We start from the raw sequence: 18,283 nt of genomic DNA, 5'->3' as shown, positions 1-18,283 counted from the left end.
AAACGTTATCCGCAGAACAGGAATGGGTTTGGCATCGTTATGGCGTTATCTTCTTGGAGGCCTCGGCCTGGCTGCCTTGCTCGCCGGAGTGCTGGCAATCGTCTATCTGACGGCGCCGCATGCACCCCAACCAAGTTCGGACGTCGGCCGTTCCAAGACGACGGCGAACAAGCTGTTCGTGGCGACTTTCGAGCCCGAGAAAGGCGTCATCCGGCAGGGCGAACTGGAATCCTGGCTGCTCACGCTCAAAACCGTCGAGGGTGCGCCGGTGGAAGGTGCTGCGATAACGATTTCCGGCGGCATGCCGCAGCACAAGCACGGTCTGCCGACCAGCCCGCAGGCGACCGATTACCTCGGCGCGGGGCGCTATCGCATCGACGGCGTGAAATTCACGATGAGCGGGTGGTGGCAATTGCATTTTGCCATTTCCGCTGCGGCCGGTTCGGACACTGTCGTCTTCAATGTGGTGCTGTGAGCCACTGATGAGCCGGTTTCCCAGTCTTCTCGCGTTGCTGGTGGTGGCCGTACTTGCCGGCTGCGGCAGACCGGAGTTTTCCGATGCCGAAAAGCAGACCATCGCCTCGCTGGCACTATCCAAGCTGCCGCCGCTGAAGCCCGATACCACCAATCGCTTCGCCGATGTGCCGGCCGCCGCGGCACTCGGCTCGACGCTGTTTTTCGACACCGGGATGAGCGGCGACGGCACGGTATCGTGCTCGACCTGCCACAAGATCGACCGGCAGTTCCAGGACGACCTGCCGCAAGCGGTCGGCGTCGGCCGCACCAACCGTCGTACCATGCCGTTGGCCGGCGTCGCGCATGATCCCTGGTTCTTCTGGGACGGGCGGCGCGACAGCCTATGGGCGCAAGCGCTGACACCGCTCGAAAATCCGCTGGAGCAGGCCGGCAACCGCGCCGCCTTCGCGCATTACATCAAGGCCCGTTTCGGCGAGCGCTACGAGCGCATCTTCGGGCCGCTGCCGGACCTTTCGGGCGTGCCGGCCAATGCCGGCCCGCTCGGCACCGATGCCGAGAAGGCGGCCTGGAACGCCATGCCCGCCAGTCAAGCCGAGGAGGTCAACCGCGTCTTTGCCAACATCGGCAAGGCGATCGCTGCCTTCGAGCGCTCGATCGCGCCGCCGCAGACACGCTTCGACCGCTTCGCCATCGACCTGGCTGCGGGCGCCGAGCCGAAAGGCGACGCCGCCTTTTCGCCGGAGGAAATCCTCGGCCTGAAGCTGTTCATCGGCAAGGCCAATTGCGTGACCTGCCACAATGGCCCGCGTTTTACCGACGGCAGCTTCCACAACACCGGCGTGCCGCCGGTCGCGGGCCTGCCGCCGGATCGCGGCCGCGTCGACGCGGTGGCGCAGGTCGAGGCCGATCCGTTCAACTGTTTCGGCGCCTTTCGCGACGGCGATGCCAGCGCCTGCCGCGAGTTGCGCTTCATGGTCAAGACCGGGCCGGAACTCGTCCGCGCCTACAAGACGCCGTCGCTGCGGGGTGCCGCCACCCGGCCGCCCTACATGCACGCCGGGCAGTTTTCCTCCCTCGACGAGGTGGTGGCGCATTATTCGAAGGCACCGGCAAGCGTCGAGGGCACATCCGAGATCCACCCGCTGCAGCTTTCGGACCGCGAACGCGCGGCGCTGGTGGCGTTTTTGAAGACACTGGCGGAGTGAGGGCGGGACAACAACAGCGCTCTCCTACCGATCCTTCACCGTCTCCATCGCGACAAACGTCGAGGTCTGGGCAACGTGCGGCAGGGCGGAGATACGCTCGCCGAGTACGCGGCGGTAGGCGGCGATGTCGGTGGTGCGGACCTTCAGCAGATAGTCGAAGCTCGATGCCATCATGTGGCACTGCTCGATCTCCGGCACCGCCTGCACGGCGCGGTTGAAGGCGTCGAGCGCGGCCGAGCGGGTGTCGGACAGTTTCACCTGGACGAAGGCGACATGGCCTTCGCCCATGCGCTCACGGTCGATGATCGCCTGGTAGCCCCTGATGAAGCCGTCCTTCTCCAGCCGTTTGACTCGTGCCTGCACCGGCGTCTTCGACAGGCCGACTTTCGCCGCCAGTTCCGACATGGAAAGCCGGCCATTGCTGCCCAGAGCCGACAGGATGTTCCTGTCGATGCGGTCCAATTGGTCTTCCGTCACTGAATTCCTGGTCGAATTGGAGGTGATCAGTCCTAATGATAGATCGATCGATCTGTTCTGTCGACTTCTTTGGACCGACTGCAATCCCTACATATGTTAGCTTGCGCCGTTCGGTCCGGTGACCGCCGGCCCGCTCCCTTATGCTCGCTCTACAGGACCGCCATGCCAGCGCTCGATACCATCCGCCAGCAGATCCGTGCCAATTATTTGCCCGACGAAGACCAGGCGGTGAAGCGGCTGGCCGAGGCGGCCGGGCTGTCCGCGCAAGACCGCAAGGCGATTTCGGCGCGTGCCGCCGATCTGGTGCGGGCGGTGCGCGGCTCGTCCGATCCGCGGCTGATGGAGGTGTTCCTGTCCGCCTATGGCCTGTCGACCAAGGAGGGCGTGGCGCTGATGTGCCTGGCCGAGGCGCTGCTGCGGGTGCCAGACACCGAGACGATGGACGACCTTATCGCCGACAAGATCGCGCCGCACGACTGGTCGGCGCATGCGGGCGGCTCGAGCTCGATCTTCATCAATGCGTCGACCTGGGCGCTGATGCTGACCGGCCGCGTGCTCGACGAGGGCGAGGGCGGCATCGAAGGCACGCTGCGCGCCATGGTGCGCCGGCTTGGCGAGCCGGTCATCCGCAAGGCCGTCGCCGCCGCCATGCGCGAAATGGGCGAGCAGTTCGTGCTCGGCCGCACCATTGCCGAGGCGGTCAGGCGCGGCCGACCGATGACGCAGAAGGGCTATCTCTATTCTTTCGACATGCTGGGCGAGGCGGCCCGCACCGAGGCCGACGCGCTGCGCTACCTCAAGGCATATGCCGATGCCATCTCTTCGCTCGATGCCGGCGCCAACGGCCCCGACATCCGCCAGAACCACGGCATCTCGGTAAAACTGTCTGCGCTGCATCCGCGTTATGAAGTGACGCAGAAGGAAAAGATGCTGCCCGTCATGGCCGAGCGGCTGTTGTCGCTGGCGCTGGCGGCGCGCCATTCGCGCATGGGCCTCAACATCGACGCCGAGGAAGCCGACCGCCTCGATTTGTCGCTCGACGTCATCGAGCGGGTGCTGGCCGAACCGGAGCTTGCCGGCTGGAACGGTTTTGGCGTCGTCGTGCAGGCCTATGGCCCGCGCGCGGCCTTCGTCATCGACTGGCTCTACGAGCTGGCGAGGAAATACGACCGCAGCATCATGGTGCGGCTGGTCAAGGGTGCCTATTGGGACACCGAGATCAAGCGGGCGCAGACGCTCGGGCTCGACGGCTATCCGGTTTTTACCCGCAAGGCCAACACCGACGTCTCCTACCTGGCCTGCGCCAAGAAGCTGTTGGCGATGACCGATCGCGTCTATCCGCAATTTGCCACCCACAACGCCCACACCGTCGCCGCCATCCTGTCGATGACGACGGACCGCGATACGTTCGAGTTCCAGCGGCTGCACGGCATGGGCGAGGCGCTGCATGAGACGGTGCGGCGGACCGAAGGCACGCGCTGCCGCATCTATGCGCCGGTCGGCGCGCATTCCGACCTGCTCGCCTATCTGGTCCGCCGGCTGCTCGAAAACGGCGCCAATTCCTCCTTTGTCCACCAGCTCACCGACGAGGAAGTCGAGCCCGAGGACATCGCCCGTGATCCGCTCGAAACCGTTGAGAAGCAAGGTCCCGCCGCCAATCCGGCGATCGTGCCGCCGTCGGCGATCTTCGGTCCCGGCCGGCGCAACTCCAAGGGTTTCGATATCACCGACACGCTGACGCTGGCTGCGATCGACAAGGCCAGGGCCGAGTTCGCCGGGCCGGAGCGCTGGCACGCCAAGCCGGTCAGCCGCGCCGCCGGCTACGGCAAGCAGCGTCCGGTCGTCAATCCGGCAAAACCTTCGGAAGTGGTCGGCACGGTCAGCGAGGCCGGCGCCAAGCAGGTCGAGACCGCCGTGCGCATCGCCGTCGAGGCACAACCGGCATGGGCAAGACGGCCGGTCGCCGAGCGCGCTGCCATCCTCAACCGGGCGGCCGATCTCTACGAAGCAAACGCCGTCGAGTTCTTTGCACTCTCCGCCCGCGAGGCCGGCAAATCGCTCGCCGACGGCGTCGCCGAAGTGCGCGAGGCGGTCGATTTCCTGCGCTACTATGCGGCTGAGGCCGCCAATGCCGAGGCGGGCACCGAGGCGCGCGGCGCCATCGCCTGCATCTCGCCGTGGAATTTTCCGCTCGCCATCTTCACCGGGCAGATCGCGGCGGCACTCGTCACCGGTAATTCGGTGATCGCCAAGCCGGCCGAACAGACGCCGCTGATCGCCTTCCGCGCTGTCCAGTTGCTGCGCGAGGCCGGCGTGCCGGAGGATGTCATCCAGCTTCTGCCCGGCGACGGCCCCTCGGTCGGCGGCCCGCTGACCGCTGACCCGCGCATTGCCGGCGTCTGCTTCACCGGCTCGACCGAGGTCGCCAAGCTGATCGAAAAGCAGCTCGCCGACACCGCCGCGCCCGACGCCATGCTGATCGCCGAGACCGGCGGCCTGAACGCCATGATTGTCGATTCCACTGCGCTGCCCGAACAGGCGGTGCGCGACATCCTCGCCTCCGCCTTCCAGAGCGCCGGCCAGCGCTGCTCGGCATTGCGCATTCTCTACGTCCAGAAGGATGTCGAGAAGAAGATGCTTGAGATGCTGAAAGGCGCGATGGAAGCGCTCAGCCTCGGCGACCCGTGGCGGATCTCGACCGATGTCGGCCCGGTCATCGATGACGAGGCGCAAGCGTCGATCCGTGACTATTGCACCAAAATGGGCCTGCAGGGCCGGCTGATCGCCAAGCTCGAAGCGCCGAAGGACGGCCGCTTCGTCGCCCCGCACGTCTTTCGGGTCAAGGGCATCGAGGAGTTGGAGCGCGAGGTGTTCGGCCCCGTGCTGCATGTCGCCACCTTCGATGCCGACGAGATCGATGCGGTGATCGCTGCGATCAACCGCAAAGGCTATGGCCTGACCTTTGGCCTGCACACCCGCATCGAAGGCCGCGCCCAGCATTTCGTCGATGGCATCCATGCCGGCAACATCTACGTCAACCGCAACCAGATCGGCGCCGTCGTCGGCGCGCAGCCGTTCGGCGGCGAGGGCCTTTCCGGCACCGGGCCGAAGGCCGGCGGCCCACATTATCTTCGACGCTTCCGCAAGGGACCGGAGGCCGGCACCCATCTTGCCGAAGGCCGCAAGGTGACCGCGACCGAGCTCGCCGACAATCTGCCGGACCCGGCGTTTGGCGGCTGGTCGACGCGGCCGGATCGCGTCGCCATCCTGAGGAAACATCTGCGCGGCAAGGGCGCCGCGGCTATCGGCACTGCCGCCGGCATCGATTTCGGCCAGGTCGACCTGCCCGGGCCGACCGGCGAGGCCAACACGCTGTCGCTGTCGCCGCGCGGGCGCGTGCTGTGTCTGGGTCCCGACGCGGATACGCTGCTTGCGCAGACGATCCAGGCGCTGGCCGCCGGCAATGCCGTGCTCGCCGTCGCACCCGGCGCGCCGGCGGCACTTTCATCATTGACCGGCAAGGGCCTGCCGCTCGCGGCGATCGATGGGCGGCCGGACCCGGTCGAAGCGCGCTCGCTGCGGGTCGATGTCGTCGCCTTTTCCGGCACGCCCGAGGCCGCGCGCATCGTGCGCAAGGTCATCGCCGAGCGCGCCGGCCCGATCGTGCCGCTGATCAGCGAAGTCTATTATCCGGCCGCCTACGCCCACGAGCGCGCCGTCTGCGTCGACACCACGGCGGCGGGCGGCAATGCCAGCCTGCTGGCCGCGGCCTGAGGGTTTCGCCAGGGCTCGCGTGTCGCGGGCAGGCGGCGCCAACTGGTGCCGGCATGGGGACGATCGCTACCTGATACCGAGCGGCACCTCGAACTGCCAGGCCGAGCGACCGGCTCCGTCTGGAATAGGGGGAAAGGGAGAAGCCCGGCGGACTGCGTCGAGTGCGGCCTTGTCCAGCGCGGCAACACCCGAACTGCCCGTCAGCCTGGCCGACCGGACGCTGCCGTTCGAGCCGACGGTAAAGGCAACCGTAGCTGTGCCGGTGGCGCGCGTACGTGTCGAATTGAAGGCCCGCACCAGTTTTGACCTGATCTTGCCGGGATAGTTCGTGACGGCTGCATTGCCGATGCCTGATTTGCCGCCCCTGCTGGCGGTCAGGATCTTGCCGTCCTTCTTGCCGTCGGCCATGCCGCGCGCGACATCCGTTTCGTCGCGGCCGCCGGAGCCGGTCTTTTTCTTCTTGGAATCGGCTTTCGCAAGTGCCTTGCTCGCCTTCCTGCGCAGGGCCGGCTTTTCAGGCTCGTTTGGTTCGGCCTTCCTGGCCGGCTTGTTCTTTGCGGTTGCCTTCTTCGGCTGCTTGGGCTCCGGCCTGTCCGGCTTCGGTTCTTCCGCCGCGCCGACTGTCTCGGTCGTCTGAACTGTTTCGGCTGGCTTCGGATCGGCTGGTGCCGGTGCGCTTGTCTCGGCAGGCTCGGCCGTTTCGGCCGCACCGACTGGCGGCGGCACGGCATTGTCGTCGGCAGGCACCAGCCTGTCGGTCACAAGAACGTCGGGCGATGGGTCCTGGCGCGCCGGCTGCGCGGGTGCTGGTTCGGTGCGATCGGCAGGCGCAGCAGTTTCCGTGGCGGCCCCGTTGACCGGCTCAACCACTTCTTTGTCCGATGTCTCCGCCGCATCGGTGGCCGGCTGGAGCGTCTCCTCTGCCGCGGCCACCTGCGCCTCGACCGTTTCGACCGGCTTGGCGTCCAGCATGGTCACCATCGTCACGTTGGCGACGTCCGGGTCGTCTGCGGCATCGCCGGCTGCCTGCTGCGGGTCGGCGCCGAGCAGCATTTCGCCTTGCTGGTCGGCACCTTCGATCCTTGGCCGGTCGTCCGGCAGCGCGAGGAAGGCCAGCGCCACCGCCACGTGGAATGCGCAAGAGCAGGCGATCGCCACCGTCAAGTTGCGGCGGCGCTGCATCTGTCGCGTCTGCCGCGATGGCTCCTCAGGCACCGTAGGCAAGTCGCCGTCGGCATCGACGATGTAACTGTCTTCCGGCCTGTCGCGCAGCGAAACACGCAGCGCCTCGCGCGGGATGGCGAAATCCGGATCGTCCGGCTCCGGCGGCAGGAAACCGGCTAGTGGCCACGCCACGGTGTTTCGTGCGAATGCGGGTTCCGGTCCCAAATTCAGACCCCGAAGGCGATGCCGGTCCTGGTCTGCGTCTTCAGCCCGCGCATGCAGGCATTCGGCTCGGCGCCGGCGCATTCCGTGGCGCTGTTGATCAACACGCGGCTGACCTTGCCGCAATCCGTGCCGGCAAGATCGAAACGCGTCACCTTGGTCTTGCCTGCCGGCAGCTCCTTGAAGTCGAGCACGGTCAGCCGGTCGACGACGCCGGCCTCGTTGAACAGCGCGATCTCGAACGCCGCCTTGGAAAGGTCGGCGCCGAGATTGTTGGTGACCACGAAAGTCAGGCGGCAGCCCTTGTCGGAAGGCTGCGCGCCATTGAGCTCGAGGATCAGCGCCGGTGCTTGCTGCTGTGTCCATGCCGGAGCCGCCGCAAGCAATATTGCCAGCACCGCGGCGAACAGACGAAGGGATGCCGTCATGCCTTTCATTGTCGTCAGCCTCCAAACCTCATGGTCGCCGCCAGCTTCAGGGTGACGCCGGGCTCGTAGACGACGCTCGTCGTCGATGCGTTCAGCGGGTTGGCGTATTTGACGTCGAACAGATTGTCGGCGCGGAAATCGACCTTGAAATTGTCGGTCGCCTGGTAGCTGGCGAAGGCATTGACCAGCGTGTAGTCCCTGGCCACCGGGTTGCCCTGCGGCTTGCCGTTGTATTGCACCTCGCCGCCGACGGTCAGCCTGTCCTCGAGGAAGCGAAAGCCGAGTTGCCCGGTGACCTGGGAGGAAGGGATGGTGACAAGGTCCGCCCGTTCGCCTTCATAGGAAATCGTATGGCCGTCGGTGAACGACGCCGAAAGCCCGGCAAAGCCCCAGGCGGCATCATAGACGCCCTCCATCTCGAAACCGTGGATCTTGGCCTTGGCGAAGTTCTGATACTGGAAGCAGATCGGGATGCCCGGGCCGAACGGGCAGCCGCTGGTCGGGTCGAACGGTGATAGCGTTACGCCATCAATGTGGTCGTCGACGTTGTTGTTGAAATAGGCCGCCTTCAGCCGCAGCGCGTCATCAGCCTCGATGACGCCGTTGGTGCTGTAATTGACGCCAAACTCCACGGTCTTGCCGGTTTCGGGCTTGAGATTGGGATTGGGGAGGAACGGGAAGCTGACGCCGGCTGGATGGTTGCCGCTGATCAGGGTCTCCGACAGCGACGGAGAACGATAGCCTTCAGCGTAGGTGCCGTAGAATTGCAGCCCGGAAAGGCTGGCGCTCTCGAAGGGCGAAATGCCCACTGTGATGCGTGGCGACAGCCGGTCGCCAGAGGTTTCGCCGACATCGCTGTCAAGCTTGTAGCTGTCGTAGCGCAGCCCGGCGATGATCTCGAGCCAGTCCCAGGTGAGCTTGTCCTGAACGTAAGCGCCGGAGACGTTCCTGTTGCCCGAGGGCGTATAGAAGCTGTCGCCGCCCGCCGTGCCGCCTGTCTCGACATCGTCGCCAACCCAGTCGCCGCCATAGGTCAGCTCATGCGCAATGCCGACGGTCTCGAATCTCGACGTGTTCCAAATGTCGATGCCGGAGGTGCCGATGTCGAACGTCGATTTCGAACCCGCCGGCAAAACCACGGGCAGACCGGTGACCGGATCAAACCGGTTTTGCGCCACAAGGGTCGTCAGATCGAGCTTGGTCTTGTTGTAGGATGCGTTGATGTGGAGGTCGAGCCAGCTCTTGTCTTCGTCGGTGATGTTGTAGCGGGCCGTGAACGTATTCGCCTTCAGGTCGGCGTCGTTCACCGGCGCGCTGCCGCTGGTCTCGGTCCATCCGTCGTTCGAGCCGATCCAGCCCAGCTTCAGCTCGCTGTTTTCGCTGGGGCGGATGGTCGTCTTGAGGAGGCCGCTCAAGACGTCGAAGCCGGTGCCCGCCACAGTGTCGCCGCCGCCATGCTCGTAGTCGTCATAGTCGCGGTAGACGATATTGCCGAGCACGTCCCAGTTCTCGTTGATCCGATAGGCGCCGGTGGCGCTGGTGGTCCAGCCTTCGCCGTTGGTTTCGTAGCGCCCGGTCGCGGATGCCGCCCAGGTCTCGTCGGGCTTGAGGAAATCCTGCGCATCCTTGGTGTCGAAAAATACGACGCCGCCGATCGCCCCGGAGCCATAGGTGTTGGCGACCGGACCGCGGATCACATCGACGGATTTGATCAATTCGGGATCGATGTAGAAGGTCGATTGCGTGCCATGATCCGAGCGCTGGAAATTCTGGCGGGCGCCGTCGACGATGACGGAGACGCGGCCGAAGTCCTGCAGGCCGCGGATGTTGATGCTGGAACTGACACGCCTTGCGTCGGCCTGGACGGCCACACCCGGCACACCGAACAGCATTTCGTTGGGCGTCGTCGCCATGCGGCGCTCGAGCTGTTCCTCGTCGACATGGCTGGCTGAAGCAAGCGACTCGATCGCCGTCTCGCCGGTACGGCTGAGGATCAGGATCTTGTCGAGCAGTGTGGTACCCGCCGGGGCCGGCTTTACCTTTTCGGGCTGTTGAGACGGGTCAGTCTGCTGCTGGTCGGCTGCCGCTTGGGCGGCCTGCTGGGCGCCGGCCGGTGTGGCGAGCAGCGGGATCGCCGCCGCGCCGGCCAGCAACGCGGCCATTTTGCTTGTCATAGAACAATGTGTCAGGCCGCTGCCCGCCAGCCGTCCCCAATTCGCCAACCCCATGCTGCAACTCCAAGAATCCATGTTCGATGCTGGCTGGCTTGGGGCTCGCTGGCATTTTTCATCGTGTCCGGCGTCTTAAATGTTGACTCATTTACTCCGGTATTGCACTGCTAGATAACATGATCATTCGAGTCAAGAATTGAATCGGCATTTCACGCAGGCGCCGCGCCAGATGCCCGGCACAGGAAAGGGATCGAACCAATGAACACGCACAATCCCAGCGACTTTCGCTATCGCGTCCGCCGTTCCGACGAAAATTCCGTCCGTTTCGACCGGGTCCAATCGGCCGTGAGAACGCTGTCCAGCAACACGCTGTTCCAGGGCGAGCACGAGATCGGCATCGAGCATCATGGTGCGCTGTACCGGCTGAAGATCACCCGGCAGGGCAAGCTCATCCTCAACAAGTAGGTGGCAGAAATGGACCAGCGCGTAAAACCCGCCCCGCACGAGATCCGGCGGGCACGGGCAGACAATCCGAAAATGCGCGAGCGCGACCTCGCCGCCCAGCTCGGTATTTCGGAGGCCGAACTGGTCGCCGCGCATTGCGGCGACGGCGTCGTGCGCGTCGAGCCGCGTGTCAACGACCTTTTGACTGGCCTCGAAGCTGTCGGTGAGGTGATGGCGCTGACCCGCAACGAAAGCGCGGTGCACGAGAAGATCGGCGTCTACGACAAGGTTGTCACCGGTAATCACAATGCCATGGTGCTCGGCGAAAATATCGACCTGCGTATTTTCCCAAAAGTTTGGGCGCACGGCTTTGCCGTGGAAAAGCGCGATGGCGCCGACATCCGCCGCAGCCTGCAGTTCTTCGACACCGCAGGCGAGGCGGTACACAAGGTGCATCTCAGGCCAGCCTCCAACCTCTACGCCTATCAGAAACTGGTGGCCGGGCTGGAATCGGCGAACCAGGAGCCGACGGTGGCGATTTCAGCGGGCACGGCTGACGAGACCGAGACTGCGGACAATTCGGCGAGCATCGACGATCTGCGCGACCGCTGGAGCCGGCTGACCGACGTGCACCAGTTCTTCGGCATGCTGAAGACACTGAAGATCAGCCGCCGACAGGCGGTGCGCATGGTCGGCCAGGACTACGCCTGGCTGGTCGACAAGGATGCAGTGAACGCCATGTTCAACCACGCCGCTGCCGGCGCCATGCCGATCATGTGCTTTGTCGGCAATCGCGGCTGCATCCAGATCCATTCCGGCCCCGTCGCCTCGATCAAGCCGATGGGACCATGGCTCAACGTGCTCGACGAGACCTTCCATCTGCACCTGCGGACCGACCACATCGATGAGGTCTGGGCCGTGCGCAAGCCGACCAGGGACGGCCATGTCACGTCGCTCGAAGTCTATGGCGCCGACGGCAAGATGATCATCCAGTTCTTCGGTAAGCGGCATGAAGGCGAAAGCGAGCGCGAAGACTGGCGCTTTCTGGCCGAAAACCTGCCGCGTATCCCAAGCCCGACCGCAGCCTGAGGAAAACGACGATGGTTCTTGTCTCCAGGCTGGCATCGGTCTCCAGGTCGGCGCCTGGTCCTGCGGCCGCCGTTTTCCTGGGGTTCGCCACGCTGATGACGGCTCAAGCCGCCGAGGGCATCGCGACTTTCGCCGATCGCTCGAGGATCGTGGCCATCGGCGGCTCGATCACCGAGATCGTCTACGCGCTCGGTGAACAGGATCGCCTTGTCGCACGCGATTCGACCAGCCGATATCCGCAAGCGGCGGTGGAACTGCCGGATGTCGGCTACATGCGCCAGCTGTCGCCGGAGGGTGTGCTGTCGGTCAATCCGTCGGGCATACTGGCGTTGCACGGCAGCGGACCGAAGGAAGCCGTCGACGTGCTGAAGAAATCAAGCATCCCGTTCATCGAGGTGCCCGAGCGCTATGACAATCAAGGCATTCTCGAAAAGATCCACATCGTCGGCAAGGCGCTCGGCGTCGGCGCCAAGGCCGATGCCTTGGCCGCCGAGATAGACGCCAAGCTGAAGGCAGCTGAAAAGCAGACCGCCTCGATCAAGGAGCGCAGGCGCGTCCTGTTCGTGCTGTCGATGCAGGGCGGCAAGCTGCTTGCTGCCGGCAGCGACACCGCCGCCGACGGCATCATCAAGCTTTCGGGCGGCATCAACGCCATCGACGGCTTTGCCGGCTACAAGCAATTGTCGGACGAGGCAGTCATCACCGCCAGGCCCGACGTGATCCTGATGATGAACAACGCCGGGCCGGCCACCGCGGATGACGAATTGTTTTCGAACCCTGCCGTGGCTTCGACGCCGGCGGGTGCCGCCCGCAAGCTGATCCGCATGGACGGCGGCTATCTGCTCGGCTTCGGCCCGCGCACGGCCGACGCCATCCACGACCTCGCCGTCTCGCTCTATGGCGGCCAGGTCACGGATTGAGCGCGATGGCGGATCATTCGATCGCCGGTGCGGCGGGCATCATGGCGACGGCAGCCGAGGGTGATCGTTCGCGGCGCGCCCGCCTTGTCATCGTGCTGCTCTGCGTCGGGTTGACTATCGCCGCGATGTTGTCGCTGACCTCCGGCGCATCCGATGCCTCGGCCATCGGCGTCATGCACGACTGGCTGTTCGGCGCGTTGCCGGGCGACGCGGCATCGAGCGCCCGCGACCGCCTGATCATCCATGACATCCGTCTGCCGCGCGTTGTTCTGGGCGTGCTGATCGGCGCATCGCTTGCAGTCTCCGGTGCCGTCATGCAGGGGTTGTTCCGCAATCCGCTGGCCGACCCCGGCCTGATCGGCGTTTCGGCCGGATCGAGCCTCGGTGCGGTCGCCGTCATCGTGCTTGGCTCGACCATGCTGGCGCCGCTGACTTCGGCGCTCGGCACGATGGCTTTGCCGCTGGCTGCGTTCTGCGGCGGGCTGGCTACGACATTGCTGCTCTATCGGGTCGCGACACGGCAAGGCCAGACCTCCGTCGCCACCATGCTGCTCGCCGGCATCGCGCTGGCCGCGCTTGCCATGGCGCTGACCGGCATCCTGATCTTCATGGCCGATGACCGGCAATTGCGCGACCTGACCTTCTGGCAGCTCGGCTCGCTGGGCGGCGCAACCTGGCAGAAGATCGGCTCGGTCGGGCCGGTCATCGTGCTGGCGCTGGCGGCAATGCCGTTCCTGGCGCGCGGCCTCAACGCGCTGGCGCTCGGCGAGGCCACGGCCGGCCATCTCGGCATTCCGGTGCAGCGGCTGAAATACTCCGCGATTGTCGGCGTCTCGGCAGCGGTCGGCGCGTCGGTCGCCGTCAGCGGCGGCATCGGCTTCGTCGGCATCGTCGTGCCGCATTTGCTGCGCCTGCTGATCGGCCCCGACAACCGCTATTTGCTGCCGGCATCGGCACTGCTTGGTGCCGCGCTGCTGCTGTTGGCCGACGCCGTCGCCCGCACCATCGTTGCCCCGGCCGAATTGCCGATTGGGATCGTCACCGCGGTCGCCGGTGCGCCGTTCTTCCTGTGGATCCTGCTGCGCAAGCGCGGCGTCATCGACTTGTGAGGGTTTGCCTATGATCGAAGCGCGCGATGTCTCGGTGGCGATTGGCGGCAAGCGCATTGTCGCCAATGTCGATTTCGAGGCGCGGCCCGGCGAAATCGCGGCCATCGTCGGCCCCAACGGTTCGGGCAAGACGACCTTCCTCAGAGCACTGTCCGGCGATCTTGGCTATTCGGGAGAGGTCACCGTCAACGGCCGCAATCTATCCGCGATGAAGCCTCTCGAAGCGGCGACGCTGCGCGCCGTGCTGGCGCTGGCGGCAATGCCGTTCCTGGCGCGCGGCCTCAACGCGCTGGCGCTCGGCGAGGCCACGGCCGGCCATCTCGGCATTCCGGTGCAGCGGCTGAAATACTCCGCGATTGTCGGCGTCTCGGCAGCGGTCGGCGCGTCGGTCGCCGTCAGCGGCGGCATCGGCTTCGTCGGCATCGTCGTGCCGCATTTGCTGCGCCTGCTGATCGGCCCCGACAACCGCTATTTGCTGCCGGCATCGGCACTGCTTGGTGCCGCGCTGCTGCTGTTGGCCGACGCCGTCGCCCGCACCATCGTTGCCCCGGCCGAATTGCCGATTGGGATCGTCACCGCGGTCGCCGGTGCGCCGTTCTTCCTGTGGATCCTGCTGCGCAAGCGCGGCGTCATCGACTTGTGAGGGTTTGCCTATGATCGAAGCGCGCGATGTCTCGGTGGCGATTGGCGGCAAGCGCATTGTCGCCAATGTCGATTTCGAGGCGCGGCCCGGCGAAATCGCGGCCATCGTCGGCCCCAACGGTTCGGGCAAGACGACCTTCCTCAGAGCACTGTCCGGCGATCTTGGCTATTCGGGAGAGGTCACCGTCAACGGCCGCAATCTATCCGCGATGAAGCCTCTCGAAGCGGCGACGCTGCGCGCCGTGCTGCCGCAGGCGACGACGCTGTCCTTCCCGTTCACAGTGCGTGAGATCGTCAGGCTGGGCCTGGTCGGCGGGCGCTCCGGCGCGCTGTCCGGCGAGGACCAGCGCCTGCCCGAACGGGCGCTGGCTCGCGTCGACCTCGACGGTTTCGCCGGCCGCTTCTACCAGGAGCTGTCCGGCGGCGAACAGCAGCGCGTGCAGCTTGCTCGCGTACTCTGCCAGGTCTGGGCGCCGGTGCTCGACGGCAAGCCGCGCTATTTGTTCCTCGACGAGCCGGTGTCCAGCCTCGACATCAAACACCAGCTGATCATCATGGACATCGCCCGCGATTTCGCCAGACGCGGCGGCGGCGTGGTCGCCATCCTGCACGACCTCAATTTGACGGCGATGTATGCCGACCGGATTTTCGTCATGCATCGCGGCAGGCTCGCCGCTACAGGTTCGCCGCAACAGGTGCTCAGCGACGAGCTGATCGAAAAGGTCTTCGATTGCCGGCTGAAGGTCGGCGTGTTGCCGGCGGCAAACATGCCGTTCGTATTGCCGCAGTCGGTCTGTTGATGTTCAGGTGATGCCGGCCTGCAAATGGCGGTTTCCTGCGCTTCCGGCCTTCGCCGGCCGAAGCATTCATGAGAGGTGCGGCAGTTAAGGCTATGGCCGGCGCAGGCCGGTACTCACGTACCCAAACGTACGCTCGGTTCCGGTTCTCGGAACCCACCATTTTGGTCGCTTCGCGCCCGTCTTCGACTCCGGCTCGGCCTGACCTGAATCTCAACAGACCTCACCAATTGAGATGCGACCAAAAATCAGGCGGCCGGCGCCCTTTGCACCAGCATGTCGATGCCGAGCAGGTGCCGCACATTCGGGCGCGCCGCCACCAGATCGGCGATCGTGTAGCGCGACAGCACGGCGAAGAAGGCGTTGAGCGCTTCGCGCAATGCCGAATTCAGCGCGCAGCTGTCAACCAGCGGACATTCGGCGGCGTCGTTCTCGAAGCACTCGGCCATGGCAAAGCTTTCCTCCGTTACCCGCACGACATCGAACAGGCTGATTGATTCGGCCGCGCGGCCGAGCCTGACGCCGCCATTCCTGCCGCGCACCGTTTCGATCAGGCCGTTTTCGACCAGCGGCTGCAGGATCTTGAACAGGAAAAGTTCCGATACCGAATAGGCGGCGGCGATCTCGGGGATGCGGCTCAACCGCTCTGTGTTGGCGGCGCAATACATCAGAATGCGCATGGCGTAGTTGGTCTGACGGGTAAGCCGCATTGTGTCCTCACATAACAGTGGTTGGCGTCAATATGGCCTATAGTTTGGAACAATTCCAGACTGGCGCTGCATAATAGATGAATTCCGGCGTCAAGTTTGCGTGCACGATTGCGCGCACCGGAACCAGCGGCGCGCTTTCTAGGGCAGGCGGCACTAGATAAGTTCGCATACACGATCAGGAGCGGCCCATCATGTCACGACCAGCCCCGGCATTTGCATCCGTCGCGTCCGTCCGGTTCGACGCCGATGCCGACGCCAAGCTTTCGGCGCTCAGGCGCACCAAGTTCGTCGCCGCCGCAGCACTCGCGTTTTGCGTGCTGATCTTCGCGGTGGCGAAATCGCTCGAGAGCCGGCATGCATGGCTGGGCTTCGTCGCCGCTTTCGCCGAGGCGGCGACGATCGGCGGGCTGGCCGACTGGTATGCGGTGGTGGCGCTGTTTCGGCGGCCGCTTGGCCTGCCGATCCCGCATACGGCCATCATCCCGGAAAACCAGAATCGCATCGCCGACAATCTCGGCCGCTTCATCGAGGTGAATTTCCTGGCGCCGGAACCGGTGCGCGAAAAGCTCGCCGAGGTCGACTTTTCCGCGCTGGTCGCGGACTGGCTGGCCGACCCGAACCGCGCCGCCGATTTATCGCGCTTCGTCGGCCGGCTGGTGCCGCAGACGCTGGCGGCGGTCGAGCAATCCGGACTGCGCGGCTTCGTCACCAGCCGTATGCTGGAGCAGATCGAAAAGGTGCCGCTGGCGCCGCTCGCCGCCGAGCTGCTGTCGGCGCTGACTGATGATCGTCGCCACCAGAAATTATTCGACGAGTTCACCAAGGTGGTCGGCCGCTTCCTGAGCGACGAGCAGGCGCTGGCGACGATGCGCGAGAAGATCCGCGAGGAACTGCCGTCGCTGTTCAACCTGTTTCGCGCCGACGCCTATCTGTTGAAGAAGATCGTTGCGTCGGCCGGCTCGCTGCTCGATGAGGTGCGCGCCGATCCGCACCACCCGATGCGAGCCGAATTCGACCTTTTCGTCGAAACCTTCGTCGAGCGGTTGAGGACATCCAAACAATATGCCAGGCGCGCCGAAAAGCTGAAGCGCGATTTCCTTGCCCGGCCGGAGCTCAGTGCGCTGGCCGGCGATATGTGGGACAGCCTGCGGCTGTTCATCGAACAGGACGCCAAGGCGCCCAATTCGATGATCCGCGACCATCTCGCCACCATGTTCGTCGAGGTCGGCCGCCATCTTGCCGACGACGCGCAGATCAGGGCCGACATGAACCAGGGCTTCATCGTGGCGCTGGCCTCCTTCGTCGAAAGCCAGAAGAGCGGCGTGTCGAAGTTCATCGCCGACCAGGTCAAGCGCTGGGACCTCGCGCAACTGACAAGGCTTATCGAAATGAACATCGGCAAGGACCTGCAATATATCCGCTTCAACGGCATGATCATCGGTGGCCTTGCCGGCCTCGTGCTCTACACTGCCGAACGGCTGTTTCTTGTCGGCTGACTCGTCCGAATGGACCGCTGAGCTTCGCTGCACTATCTTCCGTGCAGTGGCGGCGTTGGCGGGAACAGGGGGAGAGAACCAGCATGGCAAAACGACCGGAGTCCGAGTCCTTCATCGACATATTCGGCAAGTTCGGCCGCGACCTGAAGCTGCCGAATGTCGATGTCGAGGCGATCCTCGCCCACCACGCCAGGAACTTGGAAGCGCTGGAGAAGTCGGCACGGGCGAGTGCCGCCGGAGCGTCGGCGCTGTTGTCAAGGCAACGCGAGATGCTGCAGGACACACTGCGCGAAATCACCGACATGGCACAAAGCTACAGAGCGCCCGGCAATCCGCAGGAAATGATGCAGAAGCAGGCGGCGTTCGCCAGGAAATCCTTCGAGACCGCGCTGAAGAATGCCGGCGAGATGACCGAACTGGCGAGGGCGTCCGGCACCGAATCGATCGAAATCCTGCGCAGCCGCATCAAGGAGGCGATGGAGGAGATCCGCGCCGGCCACGACAAGAGGTAAGCTGTTCCCCGGCAGCACGCTTGCCGGCGGCGAAGACCGGCGGTTCGCGGCCGAAGATTATGGGCTGGAATCGCACTGGCGAATTGACAGGGGCGGCCCGTCGTGGTCCGGAACAGGCAAGCGATCGGGAAAGCAGGAATGACGCAGATACGGCCGAGGACGCCGCCGACCTTCGAGCAACTCAGGGCGATGGCCGGGCAGGAGTTGGGCGTTTCGGACTGGACGCTGGTCGATCAGCACCGCATCGACCAGTTTGCCGAATGCACGGGCGATCATCAATGGATCCATGTCGATCCCGAGCGGGCGAAGCGGCAAAGCCCGTTCCGCACCACGATCGCGCATGGCTATCTGACTCTGTCCATCATCGGCGCGCTGGCGCTCGAGATGGGGATCGTACCCGAAAACACGCAGGCCGCGTTCAACTACGGTTTCGACAAAGTGCGCTTCGTGGCGCCGGTCAGGGTCGGCTCGCGAATCAGGCTGCGCACCACGCTGTTGTCGATGGAAGACAAAGGTCCGGGGCAATATCTGATGAAGGCCGCCAATACGGTCGAGATCGAAGGCGAGCAGAGGCCGGCGCTGACCGCCGAGACGCTCGTCATGCTTTATGCACGCCGCAAGCGGGCAGGGGCCTGAGAGTTCAGCC

General features: G+C 64.9%; 17 protein-coding genes. 12 read left to right on the top strand and 5 right to left on the bottom strand.

Going from position 1 to position 18,283, the window contains the following annotated elements; all coding sequences use genetic code 11:
* The first annotated feature begins 28 nt into the window (after nucleotides 1-28).
* Nucleotides 29-475, top strand: coding sequence for a FixH family protein (locus NKH67_RS03600; RefSeq protein WP_352470464.1), 447 nt, complete (start codon nucleotides 29-31; stop codon nucleotides 473-475).
* Between the two features lie 7 nt (nucleotides 476-482).
* Nucleotides 483-1,682, top strand: a complete 1,200-nt coding sequence (locus NKH67_RS03595) for a cytochrome-c peroxidase (protein WP_352500905.1) — start codon at nucleotides 483-485, stop codon at nucleotides 1,680-1,682.
* A 24-nt stretch (nucleotides 1,683-1,706) separates the two neighbouring features.
* On the opposite strand, the gene NKH67_RS03590 is transcribed toward NKH67_RS03595, so the two are convergent.
* On the bottom strand, nucleotides 1,707-2,159 hold the full coding sequence (locus tag NKH67_RS03590; protein ID WP_023676441.1) for an Lrp/AsnC family transcriptional regulator: 453 nt from the start codon (nucleotides 2,157-2,159) through the stop codon (nucleotides 1,707-1,709).
* Nucleotides 2,160-2,321: 162 nt separating this feature from the next.
* Here NKH67_RS03590 and putA point away from each other — a divergent pair, with 162 nt between their 5' ends.
* Complete coding sequence (gene putA / locus NKH67_RS03585; protein WP_352500904.1) at nucleotides 2,322-5,933, top strand: bifunctional proline dehydrogenase/L-glutamate gamma-semialdehyde dehydrogenase PutA; 3,612 nt, start codon at nucleotides 2,322-2,324, stop codon at nucleotides 5,931-5,933.
* A gap of 66 nt (nucleotides 5,934-5,999) precedes the next feature.
* Here putA and NKH67_RS03580 read toward each other — a convergent pair whose 3' ends face one another.
* From NKH67_RS03580 to NKH67_RS03570, 3 genes are read right to left on the bottom strand one after another with little or no spacing between them, the layout of a single operon-like run.
* Nucleotides 6,000-7,289, bottom strand: coding sequence for an energy transducer TonB family protein (locus NKH67_RS03580; protein WP_352500903.1), 1,290 nt, complete (start codon nucleotides 7,287-7,289; stop codon nucleotides 6,000-6,002).
* A 35-nt stretch (nucleotides 7,290-7,324) separates the two neighbouring features.
* Nucleotides 7,325-7,756, bottom strand: a complete 432-nt coding sequence (locus NKH67_RS03575; protein ID WP_352500902.1) for a hypothetical protein — start codon at nucleotides 7,754-7,756, stop codon at nucleotides 7,325-7,327.
* A gap of 5 nt (nucleotides 7,757-7,761) precedes the next feature.
* Nucleotides 7,762-9,975: a TonB-dependent hemoglobin/transferrin/lactoferrin family receptor gene (locus tag NKH67_RS03570; RefSeq protein ID WP_502893716.1), complete on the bottom strand. Its 2,214-nt coding sequence runs from the start codon at nucleotides 9,973-9,975 to the stop codon at nucleotides 7,762-7,764.
* A 201-nt stretch (nucleotides 9,976-10,176) separates the two neighbouring features.
* Here NKH67_RS03570 and hemP point away from each other — a divergent pair, with 201 nt between their 5' ends.
* The 6 genes from hemP to NKH67_RS03540 are packed head-to-tail and all read left to right on the top strand — an operon-like array spanning nucleotide 10,177 to nucleotide 14,922.
* Nucleotides 10,177-10,383, top strand: a complete 207-nt coding sequence (gene hemP / locus NKH67_RS03565) for a hemin uptake protein HemP (protein WP_352451949.1) — start codon at nucleotides 10,177-10,179, stop codon at nucleotides 10,381-10,383.
* Between the two features lie 9 nt (nucleotides 10,384-10,392).
* On the top strand, nucleotides 10,393-11,451 hold the full coding sequence (locus NKH67_RS03560; RefSeq protein WP_352500900.1) for a hemin-degrading factor: 1,059 nt from the start codon (nucleotides 10,393-10,395) through the stop codon (nucleotides 11,449-11,451).
* Nucleotides 11,452-11,462: 11 nt separating this feature from the next.
* On the top strand, nucleotides 11,463-12,371 hold the full coding sequence (locus NKH67_RS03555) for a heme/hemin ABC transporter substrate-binding protein (RefSeq protein ID WP_502893715.1): 909 nt from the start codon (nucleotides 11,463-11,465) through the stop codon (nucleotides 12,369-12,371).
* Nucleotides 12,372-12,376: 5 nt separating this feature from the next.
* A complete protein-coding gene (locus NKH67_RS03550) occupies nucleotides 12,377-13,480 on the top strand; it encodes a FecCD family ABC transporter permease (RefSeq protein WP_352500899.1) in 1,104 nt (367 codons plus the stop codon).
* A 10-nt stretch (nucleotides 13,481-13,490) separates the two neighbouring features.
* Nucleotides 13,491-14,123 (top strand): iron chelate uptake ABC transporter family permease subunit, encoded by a 633-nt coding sequence (locus tag NKH67_RS03545; protein ID WP_352500898.1) that lies wholly within the window; start codon nucleotides 13,491-13,493, stop codon nucleotides 14,121-14,123.
* A 10-nt stretch (nucleotides 14,124-14,133) separates the two neighbouring features.
* The gene (locus tag NKH67_RS03540) at nucleotides 14,134-14,922 is read left to right on the top strand and encodes a heme ABC transporter ATP-binding protein (protein WP_352470349.1); all 789 of its coding nucleotides are present in this window, start codon (nucleotides 14,134-14,136) and stop codon (nucleotides 14,920-14,922) included.
* A 245-nt stretch (nucleotides 14,923-15,167) separates the two neighbouring features.
* On the opposite strand, the gene rirA is transcribed toward NKH67_RS03540, so the two are convergent.
* Nucleotides 15,168-15,629, bottom strand: coding sequence for an iron-responsive transcriptional regulator RirA (gene rirA / locus NKH67_RS03535; protein ID WP_023676431.1), 462 nt, complete (start codon nucleotides 15,627-15,629; stop codon nucleotides 15,168-15,170).
* A 191-nt stretch (nucleotides 15,630-15,820) separates the two neighbouring features.
* Here rirA and NKH67_RS03530 point away from each other — a divergent pair, with 191 nt between their 5' ends.
* The 3 genes from NKH67_RS03530 to NKH67_RS03520 all read left to right on the top strand — a co-directional run bounded on the left by NKH67_RS03530 (nucleotide 15,821) and on the right by NKH67_RS03520 (nucleotide 18,273).
* Nucleotides 15,821-17,125, top strand: a complete 1,305-nt coding sequence (locus NKH67_RS03530) for a DUF445 domain-containing protein (RefSeq protein WP_352500897.1) — start codon at nucleotides 15,821-15,823, stop codon at nucleotides 17,123-17,125.
* 83 nt (nucleotides 17,126-17,208) lie between these two features.
* On the top strand, nucleotides 17,209-17,637 hold the full coding sequence (locus NKH67_RS03525) for a phasin family protein (RefSeq protein WP_352500896.1): 429 nt from the start codon (nucleotides 17,209-17,211) through the stop codon (nucleotides 17,635-17,637).
* 138 nt (nucleotides 17,638-17,775) lie between these two features.
* A complete protein-coding gene (locus tag NKH67_RS03520) occupies nucleotides 17,776-18,273 on the top strand; it encodes a MaoC family dehydratase (RefSeq protein WP_023676428.1) in 498 nt (165 codons plus the stop codon).
* The last annotated feature ends 10 nt before the right edge of the window (nucleotides 18,274-18,283 follow it).

It is taken from the genome of Mesorhizobium sp. M0968 (assembly GCF_040319065.1).
In the GTDB taxonomy this organism is placed as follows: domain Bacteria; phylum Pseudomonadota; class Alphaproteobacteria; order Rhizobiales; family Rhizobiaceae; genus Mesorhizobium.
This window is presented reverse-complemented; position numbering and strand designations above follow the sequence as displayed.

What these genes read in the sequence shown, in the direction of transcription:
- NKH67_RS03595 (WP_352500905.1), top strand. Translation starts at nt 483, where the DNA reads ATGAGCCGGTTTCCCAGTCTTCTCGCGTTGCTGGTGGTGGCCGTACTT.
- putA (WP_352500904.1), top strand. Translation starts at nt 2,322, where the DNA reads ATGCCAGCGCTCGATACCATCCGCCAGCAGATCCGTGCCAATTATTTG.
- NKH67_RS03575 (WP_352500902.1), bottom strand. Translation starts at nt 7,756, where the DNA reads ATGAAAGGCATGACGGCATCCCTTCGTCTGTTCGCCGCGGTGCTGGCA.
- NKH67_RS03570 (WP_502893716.1), bottom strand. Translation starts at nt 9,975, where the DNA reads ATGGGGTTGGCGAATTGGGGACGGCTGGCGGGCAGCGGCCTGACACAT.
- hemP (WP_352451949.1), top strand. Translation starts at nt 10,177, where the DNA reads ATGAACACGCACAATCCCAGCGACTTTCGCTATCGCGTCCGCCGTTCC.
- NKH67_RS03560 (WP_352500900.1), top strand. Translation starts at nt 10,393, where the DNA reads ATGGACCAGCGCGTAAAACCCGCCCCGCACGAGATCCGGCGGGCACGG.
- NKH67_RS03555 (WP_502893715.1), top strand. Translation starts at nt 11,463, where the DNA reads ATGGTTCTTGTCTCCAGGCTGGCATCGGTCTCCAGGTCGGCGCCTGGT.
- NKH67_RS03550 (WP_352500899.1), top strand. Translation starts at nt 12,377, where the DNA reads ATGGCGGATCATTCGATCGCCGGTGCGGCGGGCATCATGGCGACGGCA.
- NKH67_RS03545 (WP_352500898.1), top strand. Translation starts at nt 13,491, where the DNA reads ATGATCGAAGCGCGCGATGTCTCGGTGGCGATTGGCGGCAAGCGCATT.
- NKH67_RS03540 (WP_352470349.1), top strand. Translation starts at nt 14,134, where the DNA reads ATGATCGAAGCGCGCGATGTCTCGGTGGCGATTGGCGGCAAGCGCATT.
- rirA (WP_023676431.1), bottom strand. Translation starts at nt 15,629, where the DNA reads ATGCGGCTTACCCGTCAGACCAACTACGCCATGCGCATTCTGATGTAT.
- NKH67_RS03530 (WP_352500897.1), top strand. Translation starts at nt 15,821, where the DNA reads ATGTCACGACCAGCCCCGGCATTTGCATCCGTCGCGTCCGTCCGGTTC.
- NKH67_RS03525 (WP_352500896.1), top strand. Translation starts at nt 17,209, where the DNA reads ATGGCAAAACGACCGGAGTCCGAGTCCTTCATCGACATATTCGGCAAG.
- NKH67_RS03520 (WP_023676428.1), top strand. Translation starts at nt 17,776, where the DNA reads ATGACGCAGATACGGCCGAGGACGCCGCCGACCTTCGAGCAACTCAGG.